The organism is Citrobacter freundii complex sp. CFNIH2 (genome assembly GCF_002880615.1).
Lineage (GTDB): Bacteria > Pseudomonadota > Gammaproteobacteria > Enterobacterales > Enterobacteriaceae > Citrobacter_A > Citrobacter_A amalonaticus_F.
Window position 1 is genome coordinate 2,816,062 of sequence record NZ_CP025757.1, and the last position, 20,606, is coordinate 2,836,667.

Below are 20,606 nucleotides of genomic sequence, written 5' to 3' on the forward strand. Positions count from 1 at the left end.
CAAGAAAGTGCTCATCGTAGAAACCCTGATTGATTTAGACGTCTGGATGCCTTAACATCCATTTTGTTGACGGCTTTTGACCGCATCAGACAGACGAAAATGCCACGGTAACTTCATTACGATAAAAATAATCAATGATTAAACTTTCGAATATCACCAAAGTGTTCCATCAGGGGACCCACACCATTCAGGCGTTGAATAACGTTAGCCTGCATGTTCCTGCCGGACAAATTTATGGCGTTATCGGTGCCTCAGGCGCAGGTAAAAGTACGCTGATCCGCTGTGTAAACCTGCTGGAGCGTCCGACTGAGGGGAGTGTTCAGGTCGGTGGACAAGAACTGACGACGCTATCTGAATCTGATCTGACCAAAGCGCGTCGCCAGATCGGCATGATTTTCCAGCACTTTAACCTGCTGGCCTCCCGAACCGTTTTTGGTAACGTCGCGCTGCCACTGGAACTCGACAACACCCCGAAAGAAGAGATTAAGCGTCGCGTGACGGAACTGCTCGATCTCGTCGGCCTGGGGGATAAGCACGACAGCTACCCTGCAAACCTGTCTGGTGGTCAGAAGCAGCGTGTCGCCATCGCCCGTGCGCTGGCAAGCCAGCCGAAAGTACTGTTGTGCGACGAAGCGACCAGCGCGCTGGATCCTGCCACCACGCGATCCATTCTCGAACTGCTGAAAGACATTAACCGTCGCCTTGGTCTGACTATTCTGCTGATCACGCACGAGATGGATGTGGTTAAGCGAATCTGCGACTGCGTGGCGGTGATCAGCAACGGAGAACTGATTGAGCAAGATACCGTCAGCGAAGTGTTTTCCCATCCGAAAACACCCCTGGCGCAGAAATTTATCCAGTCAACGCTGCACCTGGATATTCCGGAAGATTATCTGGCACGCCTCAAAGCGGAGTCGACGGTCGACAGCGTCCCAATGTTGCGCATGGAATTCACCGGTCAGTCGGTGGATGCGCCGCTGCTTTCCGAAACGGCGCGTCGCTTTAACGTGAATAACAACATTATCAGCGCGCAGATGGATTACGCCGGCGGCGTGAAGTTCGGCATCATGCTGACTGAAATGCACGGCACACAAGAAGAAACGCAAGCCGCAATCGCCTGGCTGCAGGAACACCATGTAAAAGTAGAGGTACTGGGTTATGTCTGAGCCGATGATGTGGCTGCTGGTTCGTGGCGTCTGGGAAACGCTGGCGATGACCTTCGTATCGGGTTTCTTTGGTTTTGTGATTGGTCTGCCCGTTGGCGTGCTGCTGTACGTGACGCGTCCCGGACAAATCATTGAAAACGCGAAGCTCTACCGCACGCTGTCTGCGGTCGTGAACATCTTCCGTTCTATTCCGTTCATTATTCTGCTGGTATGGATGATTCCGTTCACTCGCGTGATTGTCGGGACATCAATCGGTTTGCAGGCTGCGATTGTCCCGCTCACCGTCGGTGCAGCGCCGTTTATCGCCCGTATGGTGGAAAACGCCCTGCTGGAAATCCCGACAGGTCTGATTGAGGCCTCTCGCGCAATGGGCGCAACGCCGCTGCAAATTGTACGCAAAGTGCTGTTGCCGGAAGCCCTGCCAGGGCTGGTGAACGCCGCGACGATTACGCTGATTACCCTGGTCGGTTATTCCGCCATGGGCGGTGCCGTGGGTGCCGGCGGTCTTGGACAGATCGGCTATCAGTACGGATATATTGGATACAATGCTACTGTTATGAATACGGTACTGGTATTACTCGTTGTTCTGGTTTATTTAATTCAGTTCGCGGGCGATCGTATCGTCCGGACTGTGACGCACAAGTAACGTTCTACAAAACACAATTATCACATTAAGGAAATAAGCATGGCGTTCAAATTCAAAACCATTGCGGCAGTCGGCGCCCTGATTGGTTCTCTGGCACTCGTGGGTTGCGGTCAGGATGAAAAAGATCCAAACCACATCAAAGTCGGCGTGATTGTCGGTGCGGAACAGCAGGTGGCTGAGGTCGCACAAAAAGTTGCGAAAGAAAAATACGGTCTGGACGTCGAGCTGGTGACCTTCAATGACTACGTTCTGCCGAACGAAGCGCTGAGCAAAGGCGATATCGATGCCAACGCTTTCCAGCACAAACCGTATCTGGATCAGCAGATCAAAGATCGCGGTTACAAACTGGTTGCCGCAGGCAATACCTTCGTTTATCCGATTGCGGGCTACTCCAAAAAAATCAAATCTCTGGATGAGCTTCAGGATGGCGCACAGGTCGCGGTTCCTAACGATCCGACCAACCTGGGTCGTTCCCTGCTGCTGCTTGAGAAAGTGGGCCTGATCAAACTGAAAGATGGCGTGGGCCTACTGCCGACCTCACTGGATATCGTCGGGAACCCGAAAAATCTGAAAATTGTCGAGCTGGAAGCCCCGCAACTGCCGCGTTCTCTTGACGATGCGCAGATTGCTCTGGCAGTGATCAACACCACTTATGCCAGCCAGATCAACCTCACTCCGGCGAAAGACGGTATCTTCGTTGAAGATAAAGATTCCCCGTACGTCAACCTGATCGTGACCCGTGAAGATAACAAAGACGCGGAGAACGTGAAGAAATTCGTTCAGGCCTATCAGTCTGACGAAGTTTACGAAGCCGCCAATAAAGTCTTCAACGGTGGTGCTGTTAAGGGCTGGTAATTTTTAGGCGCTTTTCACAATCTGTAATATCATTCAGGACGGGCGTTTGCCCGTCTTGTCATTTATGCAAGCTCCTGATTCAATATGTGACAGTTAGATCATTCATTGAGGAAATATTATGCGTGCTTTACCGATCTGTTTATTGGCACTCATGCTGAGCGGCTGTTCCATGCTAAGCAGATCCCCTGTTGAACCCGTTCAAAGCACCGCAACCCCGCCTAAAGCGGAGCCGGAAAAACCGAAAGCGCTGCGCGCGGTTCCCGTCAGAATTTATACCAATGCTGAAGATCTGGTCGGCAAGCCGTTCCGCGATCTCGGTGAAGTAACCGGTGAATCCTGTCAGGCCTCTAACCAGGACTCTCCGCCGAACATCCCGACAGCACGTAAACGCATGCAGATTAATGCGTCGAAAATGAAAGCCAATGCCGTGTTACTGCATAGCTGTGAAGTCACCAGCGGAACGCCGGGTTGTTACCGTCAGGCTGTCTGCATTGGTTCTGCGCTCAACATCTCGGCTAAATGAGTCATTTTCAGTTTGAGCAAATCGGTGTCATTCGCTCGCCTTACAAAGAGAAGTTCGCCGTTCCCCGCCAGCCTGGGCTGGTAAAAAGCGTCAACGGCGAACTGCACCTGCTGTCTCCTTACAATCAGGCCGATGCGGTACGCGGTCTTGAAGCATTCAGCCACTTATGGGTGATCTTTGTTTTCCATCAGACGATGGAAGGGGGATGGCGCCCAACCGTGCGCCCGCCTCGTCTTGGCGGCAACGCGCGGATGGGCGTATTTGCCACGCGCTCAACGTTTCGCCCCAATCCCGTCGGCATGTCGCTGGTTGAACTGAAAGGTATTGTCTGTCAGAAAGATCAGGTCATTCTGCAACTGGGCAGTCTGGATCTGGTTGACGGTACGCCGGTCATTGACATCAAACCCTATCTGCCGTTTGCGGAGTCGCTACCGGATGCGACCGCCAGCTACGCGCAACAGGCCCCTCAGGCTGAAATGCGGGTGAGTTTTACCGACGAGATTGAGCAACAGTTTCCCGCGCTGGAAAAACGTTATCCCCTGCTGAAAACGTTTATTCGCGATGTGCTGGCGCAGGATCCGCGTCCTGCCTATCGAAAAGGGGAAGAGACAGGCAAAACTTATGCCGTCTGGCTGCATGATTTCAACGTGCGCTGGCGCGTCACCGAGACGGGTTTTGAAGTCTTTGCGCTTGAACCCCGCTAATTTCACGCCCTTCTCTTTTGACATCCCTTTCTCGCTGGTAAACTGAGTTACTTTTTTTGTGTCAGGCTCACATTGAGCCTGTTCGATCGTTCAACTGGAACCGTAACAACATGCGTACTAGCCAATACCTGCTCTCCACCCTCAAGGAGACACCTGCCGACGCCGAGGTGATCAGCCACCAGCTGATGCTGCGCGCCGGAATGATCCGCAAGCTGGCCTCCGGGTTATACACCTGGCTACCGACCGGCGTGCGCGTCCTGAAAAAAGTCGAGAACATCGTGCGTGAAGAGATGAACAACGCCGGTGCGATCGAGGTGTCTATGCCCGTCGTTCAGCCTGCTGATCTGTGGCAAGAGAGTGGTCGTTGGGAACAGTACGGTCCGGAGCTGCTGCGTTTTGTTGACCGTGGCGAGCGTCCGTTCGTACTCGGCCCAACGCACGAAGAAGTGATCACCGATCTGATTCGTAACGAGCTCAGCTCTTACAAGCAGCTGCCGCTGAACTTCTACCAGATCCAGACGAAATTCCGTGACGAAGTCCGTCCGCGTTTCGGCGTGATGCGCTCCCGTGAATTCCTGATGAAAGATGCTTACTCTTTCCATACCTCTCAGGAATCGCTGCAGGAAACCTACGACGCGATGTACGCGGCGTATAGCAAGATCTTCAGCCGCATGGGGCTGGATTTCCGCGCGGTACAGGCTGACACCGGTTCTATCGGCGGCAGCGCTTCGCACGAATTCCAGGTGCTGGCGCAGAGCGGCGAAGACGATGTGATCTTCTCTGATTCCTCTGACTACGCGGCCAACATTGAATTTGCGGAAGCCGTTGCGCCAAAAGAGCCGCGCGCCGCAGCAACGCAAGAGATGACGCTGGTTGATACGCCGAACGCAAAAACCATCGCCGAGCTGGTTGAACACTTTAATCTGCCAATCGAGAAAACCGTGAAAACCCTGCTGGTGAAAGCCGTGGAAGACAGCAAGTCTCCGCTGGTCGCCCTGCTGGTTCGCGGCGATCACGAGCTGAACGAAGTCAAAGCGGAAAAGCTGCCGCTGGTTGCCAGCCCGCTGACGTTCGCGACCGAAGAAGAGATCCGCGCGCTGGTGAATGCCGGTCCGGGTTCGTTGGGCCCGGTAAACATGCCGGTGCCGGTGATTATTGACCGTACCGTTGCCGCAATGAGTGATTTCGCGGCAGGCGCTAACGTCGATGGTAAGCACTACTTCGGCATTAACTGGGATCGCGATGTCGCCACCCCGGAAGTCGCCGACATCCGTAACGTCGTCGCCGGCGATCCAAGCCCGGATGGTAAAGGCACATTGCTGATCAAACGCGGTATCGAAGTCGGCCATATCTTCCAGTTGGGCACCAAGTACTCGGAAGCAATGAAAGCCGCCGTTCAGGGTGAAGATGGCCGCAACCAGATCCTGACCATGGGTTGTTACGGTATCGGGGTCACGCGTGTGGTGGCGGCTGCCATTGAGCAGAACTACGACGAGCGCGGGATCGTATGGCCTGACGCGATCGCGCCGTTCCAGGTGGCGATTCTGCCGATGAACATGCACAAGTCCTATCGTGTGCAGGAACTGGCGGAAAAACTGTATGCCGAACTGCGCGCGCAAGGCATCGACGTGCTGATGGATGACCGTAAAGAGCGTCCAGGCGTGATGTTCGCGGACATGGAACTGATCGGTATTCCGCACACTATCGTGCTGGGCGACCGTAACCTCGACAACGACGATATTGAATACAAATACCGTCGCAATGGCGAGAAGCAGTTGATAAAAACCGGCGACATCGTCAACTATCTGGTTAAACAGATTAAAGGCTGATGTTATAAGAGGCTCTGATTTTCAGGGCCTCTTTTTTACATGGATTGTATAAAATGGCTAAACCAACGGCGTATTACCGCCTGTTCCTCCCTTGCCTTCTTTTGCTTTCGGCCTGCACAGTTGACGTCAGCCCGCCGAATAAATCCGCCGCCGCCATTGATGCACAATCCAAAAAATGGGCGGTTACATTCCAGCGCCAGAGTTCATTCACGAAGAAAGCACTCGTCGAAATTACCGACACCGACCTTAAGCCAGGCGATCTGTTGTTCTCCTCCAGCCTCGGGGTTACCTCATTAGGCATCCGCGCGTTCAGCAATGCTTCCGTAAGCCACGTAGCCGTCTATCTGGGCGATAATGAAGTCGCAGAAGCCACCGGCGCTGGCGTACAAATCGTGTCACTCAAACAGGCGAAGAAACACAGTGATAAACTTTTTGCCCTGAGAGTCCCGGAACTGACTCCGCAACAGGCCACAGAGATCAAAACCTTCGCCTACAAAATCAAAGACAGCGGCTATAACTATCGCGGTATCGTGGAATTCATTCCGTTTATGGTGACTCGCCAGATGTGTTCGCTGAACCCCTTCTCTGCGGATTTCCGGCAACAGTGCGTCAGCGGACTGGCAAAAGCCCAGTTGAGCGATCCCCGTGAGGGAGAAAAAACGGCGTGGTTTTGCTCCGAATTCGTCACTGATGCGTTTACCAAAGCAGGACATCCGCTAACCCTGGCGCAGTCGGGCTGGATCAGTCCTGCCGACCTGATGCACATGCGGGAAGGCGACGTTGCCGCATTTAAGCCAGAAACACAGCTACGCTATGTCGGTCATTTGAAGTTAGGGATTTATATCAAGACGGGACGTTTTGTAGGACTGACGCGTTAAGCGCGATACACAATAGCAAAACAGCGGGTAAGACGATAACTGTCCGGTCACCCGGACAGCTTTCGTTCAGCCCATCCCTCAGTCGGTGCAGCTCTTACCCGGGATAAATTTAATCTCTTTATCGGCCATCAGCGTTTTCACCGGCTCATGGGTATCCGGATTCGCCTCCAGCGTGAAGTGCCCTTCGACGGACAACAGCACCGGTTTCTCACTGGCGCCACGCGCCGCAAGATAACCGCGTTCCAGCTCTGCGTTACTGGCGACGGAAACCTGCTTTCCGGTCGCGCAGTCGGTGAAGGTCGCGGCGTCCGCCATATAGAAATACATGCCACGCATCGCCATCGGCGTCACCGGCAAGCTCGATTTCACTGGCGCAAGGGTATAGTTGAACTGAGACTCGATCGGATTCCCCTCCCGATCCAGCATCTCCAGTGCATCCCCTTTCGCACGATAGTAGGATTTCTCGCCCTGACTGTCGGTCAGCACCAGTTTATCGGCAGTACGCGCCCAGGTGCCGTAGGAAGCAAAAGAAGACGGCTCTTCACGCACGCCCTGATAGCGTTCGTTCATGACCCATGTGCCATCTTTCTCCAGAAACAGTGAAGTCTCAATTCCCTCGCAGTCGGCACAAGGCAGAATGCCTCGCCAGCTTTGCTGCATCGGTTTTAATTCTGCAACCTGTGTCGGCTGGATAACATCAACCTCTGAACGGTTGTTACAGCCAATCAATGCGAAGAGCGTAAACGCCGCCATCGCTGAAAGTAGTGTTTTTTTCACCCTGACTCCCTATCACATTTTATTCCTGCCCGTCAGTCATCACGACGGACTTTACCGCGAAGGGCTTTTACTGAGGATTTCTGCGCCTTCGAATTTAATCTTCGTTCTTTCGATGCCCGCGTCGGTCGGGTTGCGCGTCGGCTTTTTTGTTCTGCAGTGAGCTCTTTTATAACCGCTACCAGTCTGGCAAGCGCCGCTTCCCGGTTGAGTTCCTGGTTGCGGTACTCCTGCGCCTTAATAATCATCACGCCATCAGCGGTAATCAAATGATGGCTGGCAGCCAGCAGACGTTCCTTATAATACTCTGGCAGGCTGGAGGCCCGAATGTCAAAACGCAAATGTATCGCCGTTGAGGTCTTATTGACGTGCTGTCCCCCTGCGCCCTGGGCGCGAATGGCGGTGATCTCCAGCTCATCGTCGGGGATCGAGACAGTCCGCGAAATGACGATCATACCGGTTGTTGCCACGGAGTCAGATGAATTTCCAGATTATTCTGAGAGTCAGACAGCCAAATCGCCCCGTCCTGAATCGTCGCCTGTAGCGTCATGGTCCGGCTCGCGAAGGCACTGAGCTGGGCCAGTTGTTCATCATCCAGATACCAGACCGTGAGATTCGAAAACTGCGCACATTTGCTTTGATTCTGCTGCCACCAGATCTGCGCCGCCCGGCTATTGTAGGCAAACAGCGCCACGTCAGCAGCCTGCGTGCACACTTTCTTAATACGACGTTCATCCGGTAATCCCAGTTCGACCCACAAGTCGATCCCCAGATGATCGTTACGCAACCACGCTTCCGGTTCATCCTCTGCGCTTAAACCGCGCGTAAACTGGAGACGCTCATCCGCATACTTCATCCACGCCAGCAGACGCAGCATCATTCGTTCCTGGGTTTCTGAGGGGTGACGCGCCAGCGTCAACGCCGCATCAAGAAACTGGTTGCGGTCAAGGTCCGCCACGTTGACGACGGCTTTATAAATTGTCGCTTTAAGCGCCATGGAAAAACTCCTTTCGAATCAGGCAGCCATTGTAGCGAAAAAGGAGCCAAAAGGCTGTCAGAGGATCATCATCAGGCGCTGATATTGCGTGAATGGCTGTGGTATAGTCACCTTGCTAAACAGAGTTTATCTTCGTAGGCTTAGACTTGCATCCACGGTTAAGTCAGAATGCTGACAGGAGGGCATGTGGAAAAATATTGTGAGTTAATACGCAAGCGGTATGCGGAAATCGCCAGCGGAGACTTAGGGTATATCCCGGATGCGCTGGGTTGCGTATTGAAGGTGCTTAATGAAATAGCGGCAGACAGTGCCCTTTCAGAGTCGGTCAGGGAAAAGGCGGCGTATGCTGCGGCGAACTTACTGGTGAGCGATTATGTCAATGAATGATACATACCAACCCATCAACTGTGATGACTACGACAACCTCGAGCTCGCCTGCCAGCATCATTTATTACTGACGCTGGAACTGAAAGATGGTGAAGTTTTGCAGGCGAAAGCCAACGATTTGGTTTCACGGAAAAACGTGGAATATCTGATCACCGAGGTTGCGGGTGAAACGCGCGAGCTTCGTCTCGATAAAATTGTCAGCTTCAGCCATCCGGAAATCGGTACCGTGGTGGTTAGCGAATCCTGACCCCCCTGTTGCCTGGTGGCGCTGCGCCATCAGGCATTTCAACGGAAATGATCCCACACCAGTTTCACCCCCGGTTCCCCCACCGCCGCTCCATCACTCGTTACAAATACCCCTGCGGCCGTAATCAGCGTTTCGCCGTAAAACAGCAACGGCGTGGTGTCACGTCGCCAGGGGGGTACATTCCGCTCCTGCCAGATTTTCTTGAGCTTGCGCCCACCGTTGCGGCCAACAATATGCAGCATCCCCGGCGCCTTAAAACGGATATTGACGCGCTCATCCTCCCGGGGCATACGCAATTCCCCCCCCGCCTGTAGCCGCAGATGGCCCAGCCCGGCAGGCAGCGTGAGCGGTAGCTCCCAGCGAGGCCAGTGCAATATTGTCTCACTTTGTCCGACAACGGATTTAATCCACCACAGCTGTCCCTGATAACGCCGCACTTCATATTCGCCGAAACGCAGGCAGGGCGAAGCATCTTCACGCGCTAGCGCCACCTCCTGCCAGAGACGCTCCAGCCCATCGCGTGAAGGCATCGGCGCATTTTGCGCCGCCAGCCAGCGACGAAGCAGCGCGGCGCGCCGGACACGGCTCATCGCCATGAGTGGCGCCAGCGCCAGCGCACCCTCTGCCGTAGTGCAACCAGACAACTCATCGGCAAGCAGTTCATCCAGCAGATACTCCTGTTCAGCGCACAGCGCGGCGCTGCGTGCCGTAGCGTCGGCGAAATGCGGCCAGCGCTGTTGCAGGAGCGGCAGAACCTGCAAACGCAGGAAGTTGCGATCGTAGGCGTCATCCTGATTGCTTTCATCTTCAATCCAGCGAAGCTGATGTTGCCTCGCCCATTGCTCCAGCGCCATACGGGTTTGCGTCAACAACGGACGGATAAGCCGCGTGCCGGCAAACGCAGAACTCTCCGCCATCGCCGAAAGTCCCGCCGGTCCGCTGCCGCGTTTGAGCGCCAGCAAAAAGGTTTCACACTGATCGTCAAGATGCTGGGCAGTCACCAGTACTTCGCCGGGCAATAACGCGTCGGCAAATGCCTGATATCGCGCCTGCCGGGCCTGCGCTTCGATTCCCAGCCCCTCGTCCGCCAGCGTTACCCGCTCCACCACCAGCGGCACCTGCCATTGTGCGCAGACGGCTTCACAGTGTGCCACCCACTCATCGGCGTAAGCGCTAAGTCCATGATGGATGTGAATGGCGCGAAGAGAGCGTGTCGGCTGCTGCGTCCGCCATTGCACCAGTTGGTGCAGGAGCACGGTAGAGTCCAGACCGCCGCTAAAGGCGACCAGTATCTGTCGGGAGGTGATAAGCGAGGTGTTCAGCGTGAGTGTTGTCATAGCGGTTATTTACAGTGACGTTGCCCGGCACGTTACCGGGCAATCGTCGCAATAACAAGCCTTACTGCTCATACAATTCGAGCGGCAGGCCATCCGGGTCTTTAAAAAAGGTGAAGCGTTTGTTGGTGAAGGGATCAATGCGGATGGCTTCGCAATCAACGTGATTCGCCTCCAGATGCGCCACCGCGTTATCCAGGTCATCCACGCTGAACGCCAGATGGCGCAAACCGCAGGCTTCCGGATGACCAGGACGTGCTGGCGGGAAAGGAAATGAAAAAAGCTCAATCACATATTGTCCGTTCAGCGCCAGATCGCCCTTCCACGAGTCGCGTTCTGCGCGATAGGCTTCGCTCAGCAGCGTAAACCCCAGAATATCGCAATAGAAAGACTTACTCGCGGCATAGTCTGTCGCAATAATCGCAATGTGGTGAACCTGTTTTAATCCCAGCATAATGTCTTCATCTCCTTTATTTATCATCAGCACGTTACCCGCCAGAGTGCGCTGAAGGCAAGTCGTCATGTCGTTTTTAAGACTCGTACGAGGTATACGCCGTCGTCATCCTGTTTTGCGCCGTGAATATCCGTTTCAAAGCCCGGATAGCGCTGACCGACAGAACAGAGCATCAGCAGAAAATCGAGCACTGCGCGACTCTGCTCAGTGAGCATTTCTCCCGGCATCAGCAGCGGAACGCCGGGTGGGTACGGCAGGATCATATTCGCCGACACGCGTCCCACCAGTTGATCGAGGGGGACCGTTTCGACTTCGCCTTTGATCTGTCGCTGCCAGGCCTGATGTGGCGTCATGATCATTTCCGGCAATGTATCAAACGCACGCAACATCAGGCCGGAAAGATCGTGCTGGCGGATGAGCTTATGGATCCCTTGCGCCAGATCCTGGATGCGCATGTTGCGATAAAAATCAGGATCTTCTGCATACAGATCCGGCAGCATATTCTTCACGCGCAAATTGAGATCGTAAGAGCGTTTGAACTCGGTCAGTCCACGCAACAGCCCCATTGCCCGGGTTTTATCAATACCGATGCTGAAGAGAAACAGCAGGTTGTACGGGCCGGTTTTCTCTACCACCACGCCACGCTCATCGAGGAATTTCGCCACCAGCGCGGCCGGGATCCCTTCGTCACTCATCTTCCCTTGCTCATCCATACCAGGCGTCAGAATCGTCACTTTTACCGGATCGAGGAATATATGGTCATCGTCGGCATCGGTAAATCCGTGCCAGTCTTCACCGGGCGCCACCGGCCAGCACGCTGCGTCATCCACCTCTTCCGGCTGCCAGATATCAAAGAACCAGCCGTCAGACTCCTCACGCAGCCTCTGCACCTCTTTACGAAAATGCAGTGCGCGTTCCACCGAACGGTTGATTAAACGCCTGCCGGAATTTCCCCGCAGCATCGCCGCCGCCGTCTCAATGGAGGCAACAATGGGATAGCTCGGTGAGGTAGAGGTGTGCATCATAAAAGCTTCGTTGAAGGTCTCTTCGTCATAGTCCCCTTTAATATGGATCAGAGACGCCTGCGATAGCGCCGCCAGCATTTTGTGGGTGGATTGCGTTTCGAAAATCACCTTGCCAGGCACCCGTTCGCCGCTCATCCCGCTTTTCCCCTGATAAATGGGATGAAAGTGGGTATAGGGCACCCAGGCGGAATCGAAATGGATAGAGGGGACATCCAGCGTCTGCTTGATCCAGTTGGTGTTATACAGCAGACCGTCATAGGTTGAGTTGGTAATCACAGCATGAACCGGCCACTGCGCCTGCGCCGTGGCGGCAACCTTGCTCGCAATGCTCTCGCGCGTGAACTCGCGCTTAGGAATACCGCCCAGAATGCCGAGCGCATTACGCGTCGGTTTCAGCCAGATCGGGACAACATCGCTCATCATCAACAAGTGCGCCAGTGACTTATGGCAGTTACGGTCAATCAACAGCGTACTGCCGGTCGGTGCGGCATACATCCCCACAATTTTGTTTGAGGTGGAGGTGCCGTTAGTCACCATATAACTCTGCTCTGCACCGAAGGTTCGGGCGATATACTCTTCGGCTTCCAGATGTGGCCCGGTGTGATCGAGTAACGACCCCAGTTCAGTGACCGATATCGACACATCCGCTTTCAGGGTATTGCCACCGAAAAAGTCATAGAACAGGCAGCCAACCGGGCTTTTTTGATAGGCCGTTCCGGCCATGTGCCCCGGCGTGCAGAAGGTGTATTTCCCCTCTTTCACATAGGTGAACAACGCTCTGGTAAAAGGCGGCGTGATATTGTCGAGATACTCATTGGTGTACTGCCGAATGCGCGTCGCGATATCTTCCGCCTGCCCCAGCGCATATTCAAAAAACCATAACGCCATGCGCATGTCGTGAACGCTGACATCCATCGTCGAATGCGTGTTGATAAACGCATACAGCGGTAAATACTCATTGAGCTGGTTAATCTCACTGCACAGATCGAGACTGTACTCATCCCAGTCAAAAATCACCCCGCAAATGCGTGGGTTGTGTTCGATAAATTTCAGCAGGTCGACGCTGTTCTGTGGCCAGATTATCTGAAATCCCTGTGATTGCAGCGCACGCTCAAGCTCTTTGATGGGCTCGTCTTTATAAAAAACTCCGTGCGGCCCCATGATGGCGATGATATTCATGCGTTCCTCCTGGAAAAACCTACGCTAATCATAGCGTGTTCAAACCGCAGGTAAAAAAAAAGGGCCACAATTTGTGGCCCTTTTCGGAATGGTCAACGCTTAGGCGTAGCCATAGCTCATCAGACGCTGATAGCGACGATTCTTCAAATCTTCGGTGCTCAGCACATCGAGATCGGCAAGATCGGCCACCAGTTGTGCTTTCAGCGAAGCCGCCATCACTTCCGGGTTACGATGCGCGCCACCCAGCGGTTCCGGGATAATGGAATCAATCAGCTTCAGCTCTTTCAGACGCGGAGCAACGATGCCCATCGCTTCTGCGGCCAGCGGCGCTTTGTCCGCGCTCTTCCAGAGAATAGACGCACAACCTTCCGGAGAGATCACGGAATAGGTGCTGTATTGCAGCATATTCACTTTATCACCCACACCAATCGCCAGTGCGCCGCCGGAGCCACCCTCACCGATCACGGTGCAGATAACCGGTACGCTCAGACGTGACATTTCACGCAGGTTACGGGCGATAGCTTCGGACTGACCGCGCTCTTCGGCACCCACGCCTGGGTAAGCACCCGGGGTGTCGATAAAGGTAATGATCGGCATGTTGAAACGCTCGGCCATTTCCATCAGACGCAGCGCTTTACGATAGCCTTCCGGCGCCGGCATCCCGAAGTTACGACGGATTTTCTCTTTGGTCTCGCGGCCTTTCTGATGACCAATAATCATCACCGGACGACCGTCCAGACGCGCGATGCCGCCGACGATAGCTTTATCGTCCGCATAGGCGCGATCGCCCGCCAGTTCGTCAAATTCATCAAACGCCAGGCGAACATAATCCAGGGTGTAAGGACGCTGCGGATGGCGTGCCAGTTGGGCAACCTGCCATGCGCCAAGATCGGCGAAGATTTTGCGCGTTAGCTCTACGCTTTTTTCACGCAGACGATGCACTTCTTCATCGATGTTAATATCCAGTTTCTCGTCCTGACGGCTCACCGCAGTCAGAGAATCGATTTTTGCTTCCAGCTCTGCAATCGGCTGTTCAAAATCAAGGAAATTCAGACTCATAGTATTCCTGTATTAGTCAAACTCCAGTTCCACCTGCTCCGAACCAATGAGGCCACGGAGATCGTTTAGCAAACGATCGCTCGGAGAGACACGCCACGTCGCGCCAAAACGCAACCGCGCACGTGCATCCGCCCTCTGATAGTAGAGATGTACTGGAATTGTCCCCGAGCGGTGGGGTTCCAGAGACTGACGGAGTCGGTTTAAAAGCTGGTCATCAATTTGCCTGTCCGTCAGCGAGATAGCAAGCCCGCGAGCATATTTTTCCCGGGCTTCGTCAATATCCATCACTTCGCGGGCGGTCATTTTAAGCCCCCCGCTGAAGTCATCAAAGCTGACCTGTCCGCTGACGATAAGTATGCGGTCTTTTTCCAGCAATTGCTGGTATTTATCCAGGGCGTCGGTAAATAACATCACCTCCAGACGTCCGGAACGGTCATCCAGCGTACAGATGCCGATACGATTGCCGCGCTTGGTGACCATAACCCTTGCGGCAATGACGAGCCCCGCAGCCGTGGTCACTTTACCACGTTCTGTCGGATGCATGTCTTTCAGCCGGTAGCCTCCGACATAGCGCTCAATTTCTTTCAAATACTGATTGATCGGGTGACCCGTCAGGTACAACCCCAACGTTTCGCGTTCCCCATCTAACACCACCTGCTCTGGCCACGGCTGGCAACTGGCGTAGGACTGTTCAATTTGTTCCGGCTCTTCCGCCAGCACGCCGAACATATCCGCCTGACCAATCGCTTCTGCTTTCGCATGCTGATCGGCGGCTTTCAGCGCATCGCCCAGCGAGTTCATCAGCGCAGCGCGATGCGGCCCCAGCCTGTCGAACGCCCCGGACATGATCAATTTTTCCAGCACCCGGCGGTTGAGCTTTTTGGTATCGGTACGCGCGCAAAGATCGAACAACTCGCGGAAATAGCCGCCGTTATTACGCGCTTCAATGATCGCCTCAATCGGGCCTTCGCCCACGCCTTTGATCGCGCCGATACCGTAGACAATCTCGCCATCGTCGTTGACGTGGAAGTGGTACAGCCCGGAGTTGATATCCGGCGGCAGGATTTTCAGCCCCATGCGCCAGCATTCATCCACCAGCCCCACCACTTTCTCAGTGTTGTCCATATCGGCAGTCATGACCGCCGCCATAAACTCAGCAGGATAGTGCGCTTTCAACCACAGCGTCTGGTAAGAGACCAGCGCGTAGGCAGCAGAGTGCGATTTGTTAAATCCGTAACCCGCGAATTTCTCCACCAGGTCGAAGATTTTCATCGCCAGTTCGCCGTCAACGCCGTTCTTTTTCGCCCCTTCTTCGAAGGTACCGCGCTGTTTAGCCATCTCTTCCGGCTTTTTCTTACCCATCGCACGACGCAGCATGTCCGCGCCGCCGAGGGTATAGCCAGAGAGCACCTGGGCAATCTGCATGACCTGTTCCTGATACAGGATGATGCCGTAGGTCGGCTCCAGTACCGGTTTCAGGCTTTCGTGCTGCCACTGCACATCCGGATAGGAAATCTCTTCGCGTCCGTGCTTACGGTCGATGAAGTTATCTACCATCCCGGACTGCAACGGCCCCGGACGGAACAGGGCCACCAGAGCGATCATATCTTCGAAGCAGTCAGGCTGCAGACGCTTAATCAGGTCTTTCATGCCGCGGGATTCAAGCTGGAAGACCGCCGTGGTTTCCGAACGTTGCAGCATATCGAAGCTTTTCTTATCGTTCAGCGGGATAGCGGCAATATCCAGCGGCGGCTCGCCGTTCTTCTCGCGGCGGGCGTTAATCATCTCCAGCGCCCAGTTGATGATAGTGAGCGTACGCAAGCCGAGGAAGTCGAACTTCACGAGGCCGGCATATTCCACATCGTTTTTATCAAACTGGGTAACCGGGTGCAGCCCCTGTTCATCACAGTACAGCGGTGCGAAATCGGTGATTTTCGTCGGGGCGATAACCACCCCTCCGGCGTGTTTACCGGCGTTACGCGTGACCCCTTCGAGCTTACGCGCCATGTCGATCAGCGCTTTAACTTCTTCATCTGCCTCGTAAATCTCAGGCAGTTGCGGTTCGGCTTCAAAGGCTTTCGCCAGCGTCATTCCCGGATCGGGCGGGACCAGTTTCGAAATCCTGTCGACAAAACCGTACGGGTGGCCCAGCACGCGGCCCACGTCGCGGATAACCGCTTTCGCCGCCATCGTACCGAAGGTAATGATCTGCGACACCGCATCACGGCCGTACATGTCGGCCACGTGCTCAATGACCTGGTCGCGTTTCTCCATACAGAAGTCAACGTCGAAGTCGGGCATGGAAACACGTTCCGGGTTAAGGAAACGTTCGAACAGCAGGTCAAATTCCAGCGGATCGAGATCGGTAATTTTCAGCGCGTAAGCCACCAGCGAGCCCGCACCAGAACCACGGCCCGGACCTACCGGCACGCCGTTGTCTTTCGACCACTGGATAAATTCCATAACGATGAGGAAGTAGCCCGGGAACCCCATCTGGTTGATTACCTGTAGCTCGATATCCAGACGTTCATCGTATGGCGGACGTTTCTCTTTCCGCTCGGCTTCATCCGGGAACAGGAAGGCCAGGCGCTCTTCCAGCCCCTCTTTCGATTTCTGGACCAGGAAATCTTCCGTGGTCATATCGCCGGTCGGGAACTGCGGCAGGAAGTACTCGCCCAGACGCACCGTGACATTGCAGCGTTTTGCTATTTCGACGGTGTTTTCCAGCGCTTCCGGAATATCGGAGAAAAGTTCGCACATCTCCTCTTCCGAACGCATATATTGCTGCGGCGAGTAGTTACGCGGACGTTTGGGATCGTCGAGGGTGAAGCCATCGTGAATAGCAACGCGAATTTCATGCGCATCAAAATCTTCACTATTGATGAAACGCACGTCGTTGGTGGCGACCACCGGCAAACCGCGTGCTTCCGCCAGCGCAACGGCAGCATGCAGATAATTCTCTTCATCAGGTCTGCCGGTTCGGATCAGCTCAAGGAAATAACGATCCGGAAAGTGTTCTTCGTAGAAAGCGACACACTCTTCGACCAGCACGCTGTTGCCGCGCAGCAGACTGCGCCCGACGTCACCCATGCGCCCGCCAGACAGCAGGATCAACCCTTCTTTCAGTTCGATCAGCCAGTCACGGTCAATGATCGGCCCCGCCGCACCATAGCCACGCTGATAGGCTTTGGAGATCAGCAGGGTGAGATTTTGATAACCGGTGTTATTCGCGGCGAGCACCGTCAGATGCGTGAGTTCATCCCCCATCAGCTCGCTCTGAACATGGAAATCAGCGCCAACAATGGGTTTAATCCCTGCGCCATGACCCGCTCCGTAGAACTTCACCAGACCACAGAGGTTAGTAAAATCGGTGATCGCCAGCGCAGGCATGCCCAACGCGGCCGCCTTTTTCACCAGCGGCCCGGTTTTCGCCAGCCCATCGATCATGGAGTAGTCGCTGTGCACCCGCAGGTGGACGAAACGAGGTTCAGACATCTTCAGATTCCTTCGACACAAGAATCAGGACGCGAGTCCCAGTGCGCGTTTAACGGGAGCAAAACTACGTCGGTGATGCTCCGTTGCGCCATGTTCAGCCAGTTTTTCCAGATGGAAAGCGGTTGGATACCCTTTGTGCTGGGCAAAACCATATTGCGGGAAAACGCTATCCAACGCGGCCATTTCGGCGTCACGCGTAACTTTTGCAAGAATAGACGCAGCGCTGATCTCTGCCACCCGGCTGTCGCCCTTCACCACCGCCAGAGACGGCACAGGCAATGCCGGGCAGCGATTACCGTCGATCAGCACATATTCCGGCGCAATAGATAACCCCGCCACCGCTCGCTGCATGGCCAGCATTGTGGCGTGGAGAATATTCAGCTCATCGATCTCGTGCGGTTCCGCACGACCGAGGCTCCAGCTCAACGCTTTTTCTTTGATTTCGTCATACAGCGCCAGACGGCGCTTTTCAGATAATTTTTTGGAATCATTAAGACCCACAATCGGGCGAGCCGGGTCGAGGATCACGGCAGCGGTGACGACCGCGCCGACCAACGGACCGCGTCCGACTTCATCCACACCCGCCACTAAATGCGTGTGCGGATAAACAAATTCGATCATCGTGCTAACTCCAGGACCGCATCCGCCGCCTGCTCATCAGCATTACAGCGGATCTGCTGATGCAGTTCGCGGAAAGTATCGTGCATCGCATGACTGGTTTTACCGTTCGCCAGCAAGGGGAGAAGCGCCTCAGCCAGCTTTTGCGGCTCGCACTCTTCCTGCAACAGCTCTTTCACCAGTTCCCTTCCCGCCAGCAGGTTCGGCAGTGAGACATAATCTGTCTTCACCAGTCGCTTTGCCAGCCAGAACGTAAAGGGCTTCATGCGATATCCCACCACCATCGGGCATTTCGCCAGCATACACTCGAGCGCAGCGGTACCGGATGCCAGCAGCGCGGCATCGCTGGCGATCATCGCTTCTCGCGCCATCCCATCCAACAGATGGACGGAAAGCGTCGGGGCGACTTCCGCTTTGATCTGCTCAAACTGCTCGCGCCGTTTGGCGTTCACCAATGGCACCACCACCTCAAGGTCGGGATAGCTCTGGCGCAACAGTTGAGCCGTTTTCAGGAAGTCGGCGCTGAGCATTTCTACTTCCGCACCGCGACTGCCGGGTAATAACGCCAGACAGTGCGCGTCGTGGGGGATCCCCAGCACATCTCGCGCCGCGTTTTTATCCGGGTCCAGCGGCATTGCATCCGCCATGGTGTGACCGATAAAACGGCACGGCACGTTGTACTTGTCGTAAAACGCTTTTTCGAAAGGCAGAAAAGCCAGAACCATGTTGGTGGATCTGCCTATTTTGAAAACGCGTTTCTGTCGCCACGCCCAGACGGACGGACTGACGTAATGAATCGTTTTGATGCCCTGTTTTTTCAGATTCCCTTCGAGGGTGATATTGAAATCGGGTGCATCAATACCAACGAAGACATCGGGCTGTAGCTCGGTGAATCGACGGGTCAGATCGGCGCGGATATGCAGCAGACGACGCAGGCGTCCAAGCACTTCCACAATGCCCATCACCGCCAGTTCTTCCATTTCATACCAGGCTTCACAGCCTTCGGCCTGCATGCGCGGGCCCGCGACGCCGACAAAACGCGCGTCAGGTACGCGCGCTTTCAGCGCCCGGATTAAGCCAGCACCAAGAATATCGCCGGAGGTTTCTCCGGCGACCAGGGCAATCGTTAAGGGGCGCTGTTGAGCCATTAACGAATCAGACCGCGCGTTGAGCGGGCAAAGAAATCGCTGAACGCCTGTACTTCCGGATACTGCTTCGCCAGTTCGGCGATTTCCGGTTTTACGTCTTCCAGCGTTTTGCCGCTACGGTACAACGCTTTGTAAGCATTGCGGATGGCGGTGATCGCTTCGCGAGTAAATCCGCGACGCTTCAGGCCTTCGATGTTGACGCCAAACGGCGTCGCGTGGTTGCCCTGTGCAATAACGTACGGCGGAACGTCCTGAGCAACGCCAGAACAGCCGCCGACCATCACGTGTGCGCCAATAATGCAGAACTGGTGCACGGCGGTCATGCCACCGATGATGACGTAATCATCCAGCGAGACGTGACCGGCAAGCGTGGCGTTATTCGCCAGAATACAGCGATCTCCTATTGTGCAATCGTGTGCCACATGGGCATTGATCATCAGTAAGTTATCGCTGCCCACCTTCGTCAATCCACCGCCCTGCACTGTGCCACGATGAATGGTAACGCTTTCGCGAATGCGGTTACGATCGCCAATTTCCACACGGGTCGGTTCACCAGCATATTTCAGATCCTGGTTCACTTCACCGATGGAGGCGAACTGATATATCTCGTTATCGCGGCCAATTTTGGTATGACCATTCACGACAACGTGAGACTTCAGTACGGTACCCTCACCAATTTCAACATGGGGTCCAACAAGGCAAAAAGGACCAATGTGAACGTTAGCGCCGAGTGAGGCGCCCTCTTCCACAATGGCGGTTGGATGAATAAAGGCGGATTTATCAATCACGTATCAGGCCTCCCGGCTACGAGCGCACATCATCGTTGCTTCGCAAACTACTTTACCGTCAACCAGCGCAACCCCTTTAAAGCGGGTCAGGCCACGGCGCGTTTTCTCGAAAGTGACTTCCATGATCATCTGATCGCCTGGCACGACGGGACGCTTAAAGCGTGCTTCATCAATACCGGCGAAATAGTAGAGTTCTCCTGGTTCCAGTTTCCCAACGCTTTTAAACGCAAGAATACCGGTAGCCTGTGCCATGGCTTCCAGAATCAGCACGCCAGGGAAAATCGGTTTACCCGGGAAATGCCCCTGGAAAAACGGCTCGTTAACGGAGACATTTTTCACTGCACGCAAAAAACGACCTTCTTCAAAGTCCAGCACGCGGTCAACCAGTAAAAACGGAAAACGGTGCGGCAGAAGTTCTAAAATCTTTTCAATATGCAGAGTATGAGTGTTAGTAGTCAAAATACTCTTCCTGTCCAAATATGCTAAAAGCCAATAATAAC

21 protein-coding genes are annotated in these 20,606 nt (G+C 54.5%); 9 read left to right on the plus strand and 12 right to left on the minus strand.

Annotated features, from left to right (window positions below; all coding sequences use genetic code 11):
• Positions 1 to 134 precede the first annotated feature (134 nt).
• From metN to WM46_RS13850, 7 genes are all read left to right on the plus strand, one after another.
• The gene (metN, locus tag WM46_RS13820; protein WP_061076500.1) at positions 135 to 1,166 is read left to right on the plus strand and encodes a methionine ABC transporter ATP-binding protein MetN; all 1,032 of its coding nucleotides are present in this window, start codon (positions 135 to 137) and stop codon (positions 1,164 to 1,166) included.
• Positions 1,159 to 1,812, plus strand: a complete 654-nt coding sequence (locus tag WM46_RS13825) for a methionine ABC transporter permease MetI (protein WP_042323638.1) — start codon at positions 1,159 to 1,161, stop codon at positions 1,810 to 1,812. The genes metN and WM46_RS13825 overlap by 8 nt, the downstream gene beginning before the upstream one ends.
• 39 nt (positions 1,813 to 1,851) lie before the next feature.
• Entirely contained in the window at positions 1,852 to 2,667 is an 816-nt protein-coding gene (metQ, locus tag WM46_RS13830) for a methionine ABC transporter substrate-binding lipoprotein MetQ (protein ID WP_061076499.1), read from the plus strand.
• Between the two features lie 118 nt (positions 2,668 to 2,785).
• Positions 2,786 to 3,190, plus strand: a complete 405-nt coding sequence (gene rcsF, locus WM46_RS13835) for an Rcs stress response system protein RcsF (protein ID WP_102602568.1) — start codon at positions 2,786 to 2,788, stop codon at positions 3,188 to 3,190.
• Positions 3,187 to 3,894, plus strand: coding sequence for a tRNA (N6-threonylcarbamoyladenosine(37)-N6)-methyltransferase TrmO (gene tsaA / locus WM46_RS13840; protein ID WP_102602569.1), 708 nt, complete (start codon positions 3,187 to 3,189; stop codon positions 3,892 to 3,894). The genes rcsF and tsaA overlap by 4 nt, the downstream gene beginning before the upstream one ends.
• A 110-nt stretch (positions 3,895 to 4,004) precedes the next feature.
• A complete protein-coding gene (proS, locus tag WM46_RS13845; RefSeq protein WP_102602570.1) occupies positions 4,005 to 5,723 on the plus strand; it encodes a proline--tRNA ligase in 1,719 nt (572 codons plus the stop codon).
• Between the two features lie 53 nt (positions 5,724 to 5,776).
• Positions 5,777 to 6,601 (plus strand): YaeF family permuted papain-like enzyme, encoded by an 825-nt coding sequence (locus WM46_RS13850; protein WP_061076496.1) that lies wholly within the window; start codon positions 5,777 to 5,779, stop codon positions 6,599 to 6,601.
• Between the two features lie 78 nt (positions 6,602 to 6,679).
• On the opposite strand, the gene nlpE is transcribed toward WM46_RS13850, so the two are convergent.
• The 3 genes from nlpE to WM46_RS13865 are packed head-to-tail and all read right to left on the minus strand — an operon-like array spanning position 6,680 to position 8,372.
• The gene (gene nlpE / locus WM46_RS13855) at positions 6,680 to 7,378 is read right to left on the minus strand and encodes an envelope stress response activation lipoprotein NlpE (protein ID WP_102602571.1); all 699 of its coding nucleotides are present in this window, start codon (positions 7,376 to 7,378) and stop codon (positions 6,680 to 6,682) included.
• 32 nt (positions 7,379 to 7,410) lie between these two features.
• A complete protein-coding gene (gene arfB, locus WM46_RS13860; protein ID WP_042323653.1) occupies positions 7,411 to 7,830 on the minus strand; it encodes an alternative ribosome rescue aminoacyl-tRNA hydrolase ArfB in 420 nt (139 codons plus the stop codon).
• Positions 7,827 to 8,372, minus strand: coding sequence for a YaeQ family protein (locus WM46_RS13865; protein ID WP_102602572.1), 546 nt, complete (start codon positions 8,370 to 8,372; stop codon positions 7,827 to 7,829). The genes arfB and WM46_RS13865 overlap by 4 nt, the downstream gene beginning before the upstream one ends.
• A 186-nt stretch (positions 8,373 to 8,558) precedes the next feature.
• Between WM46_RS13865 and WM46_RS13870 the strand changes: the two genes are divergently transcribed.
• The gene (locus tag WM46_RS13870) at positions 8,559 to 8,759 is read left to right on the plus strand and encodes a YaeP family protein (RefSeq protein WP_042323658.1); all 201 of its coding nucleotides are present in this window, start codon (positions 8,559 to 8,561) and stop codon (positions 8,757 to 8,759) included.
• Positions 8,746 to 9,006, plus strand: coding sequence for a Rho-binding antiterminator (rof, locus tag WM46_RS13875; protein WP_042323659.1), 261 nt, complete (start codon positions 8,746 to 8,748; stop codon positions 9,004 to 9,006). The genes WM46_RS13870 and rof overlap by 14 nt, the downstream gene beginning before the upstream one ends.
• A gap of 38 nt (positions 9,007 to 9,044) precedes the next feature.
• Here the strand turns inward: rof and tilS are convergent, their stop codons facing one another.
• The 9 genes from tilS to fabZ all read right to left on the minus strand — a co-directional run bounded on the left by tilS (position 9,045) and on the right by fabZ (position 20,565).
• The gene (gene tilS, locus WM46_RS13880; RefSeq protein ID WP_102602573.1) at positions 9,045 to 10,343 is read right to left on the minus strand and encodes a tRNA lysidine(34) synthetase TilS; all 1,299 of its coding nucleotides are present in this window, start codon (positions 10,341 to 10,343) and stop codon (positions 9,045 to 9,047) included.
• A gap of 61 nt (positions 10,344 to 10,404) precedes the next feature.
• Positions 10,405 to 10,794, minus strand: a complete 390-nt coding sequence (locus WM46_RS13885) for a VOC family protein (protein ID WP_061076491.1) — start codon at positions 10,792 to 10,794, stop codon at positions 10,405 to 10,407.
• A gap of 65 nt (positions 10,795 to 10,859) precedes the next feature.
• Complete coding sequence (ldcC, locus tag WM46_RS13890; protein ID WP_102602574.1) at positions 10,860 to 12,998, minus strand: lysine decarboxylase LdcC; 2,139 nt, start codon at positions 12,996 to 12,998, stop codon at positions 10,860 to 10,862.
• Positions 12,999 to 13,097: 99 nt separating this feature from the next.
• Positions 13,098 to 14,057, minus strand: coding sequence for an acetyl-CoA carboxylase carboxyl transferase subunit alpha (gene accA, locus WM46_RS13895; protein WP_061076489.1), 960 nt, complete (start codon positions 14,055 to 14,057; stop codon positions 13,098 to 13,100).
• Positions 14,058 to 14,069: 12 nt separating this feature from the next.
• Complete coding sequence (gene dnaE, locus WM46_RS13900) at positions 14,070 to 17,552, minus strand: DNA polymerase III subunit alpha (RefSeq protein WP_061076488.1); 3,483 nt, start codon at positions 17,550 to 17,552, stop codon at positions 14,070 to 14,072.
• A gap of 24 nt (positions 17,553 to 17,576) precedes the next feature.
• Positions 17,577 to 18,173 (minus strand): ribonuclease HII, encoded by a 597-nt coding sequence (gene rnhB / locus WM46_RS13905; RefSeq protein WP_061076487.1) that lies wholly within the window; start codon positions 18,171 to 18,173, stop codon positions 17,577 to 17,579.
• Positions 18,170 to 19,318 carry a lipid-A-disaccharide synthase gene (lpxB, locus tag WM46_RS13910; RefSeq protein ID WP_061076486.1) on the minus strand — a complete coding sequence of 383 codons (1,149 nt, stop codon included), beginning with the start codon at positions 19,316 to 19,318 and terminating at the stop codon, positions 18,170 to 18,172. Before lpxB ends, rnhB begins: the two co-directional genes overlap by 4 nt.
• Positions 19,318 to 20,106, minus strand: coding sequence for an acyl-ACP--UDP-N-acetylglucosamine O-acyltransferase (gene lpxA / locus WM46_RS13915; RefSeq protein WP_061076485.1), 789 nt, complete (start codon positions 20,104 to 20,106; stop codon positions 19,318 to 19,320). Before lpxA ends, lpxB begins: the two co-directional genes overlap by 1 nt.
• A gap of 3 nt (positions 20,107 to 20,109) precedes the next feature.
• Positions 20,110 to 20,565, minus strand: coding sequence for a 3-hydroxyacyl-ACP dehydratase FabZ (fabZ, locus tag WM46_RS13920; protein ID WP_102602575.1), 456 nt, complete (start codon positions 20,563 to 20,565; stop codon positions 20,110 to 20,112).
• Positions 20,566 to 20,606 lie beyond the last annotated feature (41 nt).

Bases quoted from the DNA above. Each gene is read 5' to 3' on its own strand.
- metN (WP_061076500.1), top strand. From the start codon at position 135: ATGATTAAACTTTCGAATATCACCAAAGTGTTCCATCAGGGGACCCAC.
- WM46_RS13825 (WP_042323638.1), top strand. From the start codon at position 1,159: ATGTCTGAGCCGATGATGTGGCTGCTGGTTCGTGGCGTCTGGGAAACG.
- metQ (WP_061076499.1), top strand. From the start codon at position 1,852: ATGGCGTTCAAATTCAAAACCATTGCGGCAGTCGGCGCCCTGATTGGT.
- rcsF (WP_102602568.1), top strand. From the start codon at position 2,786: ATGCGTGCTTTACCGATCTGTTTATTGGCACTCATGCTGAGCGGCTGT.
- tsaA (WP_102602569.1), top strand. From the start codon at position 3,187: ATGAGTCATTTTCAGTTTGAGCAAATCGGTGTCATTCGCTCGCCTTAC.
- proS (WP_102602570.1), top strand. From the start codon at position 4,005: ATGCGTACTAGCCAATACCTGCTCTCCACCCTCAAGGAGACACCTGCC.
- WM46_RS13850 (WP_061076496.1), top strand. From the start codon at position 5,777: ATGGCTAAACCAACGGCGTATTACCGCCTGTTCCTCCCTTGCCTTCTT.
- arfB (WP_042323653.1), bottom strand. From the start codon at position 7,830: ATGATCGTCATTTCGCGGACTGTCTCGATCCCCGACGATGAGCTGGAG.
- WM46_RS13865 (WP_102602572.1), bottom strand. From the start codon at position 8,372: ATGGCGCTTAAAGCGACAATTTATAAAGCCGTCGTCAACGTGGCGGAC.
- rof (WP_042323659.1), top strand. From the start codon at position 8,746: ATGTCAATGAATGATACATACCAACCCATCAACTGTGATGACTACGAC.
- tilS (WP_102602573.1), bottom strand. From the start codon at position 10,343: ATGACAACACTCACGCTGAACACCTCGCTTATCACCTCCCGACAGATA.
- WM46_RS13885 (WP_061076491.1), bottom strand. From the start codon at position 10,794: ATGCTGGGATTAAAACAGGTTCACCACATTGCGATTATTGCGACAGAC.
- ldcC (WP_102602574.1), bottom strand. From the start codon at position 12,998: ATGAATATCATCGCCATCATGGGGCCGCACGGAGTTTTTTATAAAGAC.
- accA (WP_061076489.1), bottom strand. From the start codon at position 14,057: ATGAGTCTGAATTTCCTTGATTTTGAACAGCCGATTGCAGAGCTGGAA.
- dnaE (WP_061076488.1), bottom strand. From the start codon at position 17,552: ATGTCTGAACCTCGTTTCGTCCACCTGCGGGTGCACAGCGACTACTCC.
- rnhB (WP_061076487.1), bottom strand. From the start codon at position 18,173: ATGATCGAATTTGTTTATCCGCACACGCATTTAGTGGCGGGTGTGGAT.
- lpxB (WP_061076486.1), bottom strand. From the start codon at position 19,318: ATGGCTCAACAGCGCCCCTTAACGATTGCCCTGGTCGCCGGAGAAACC.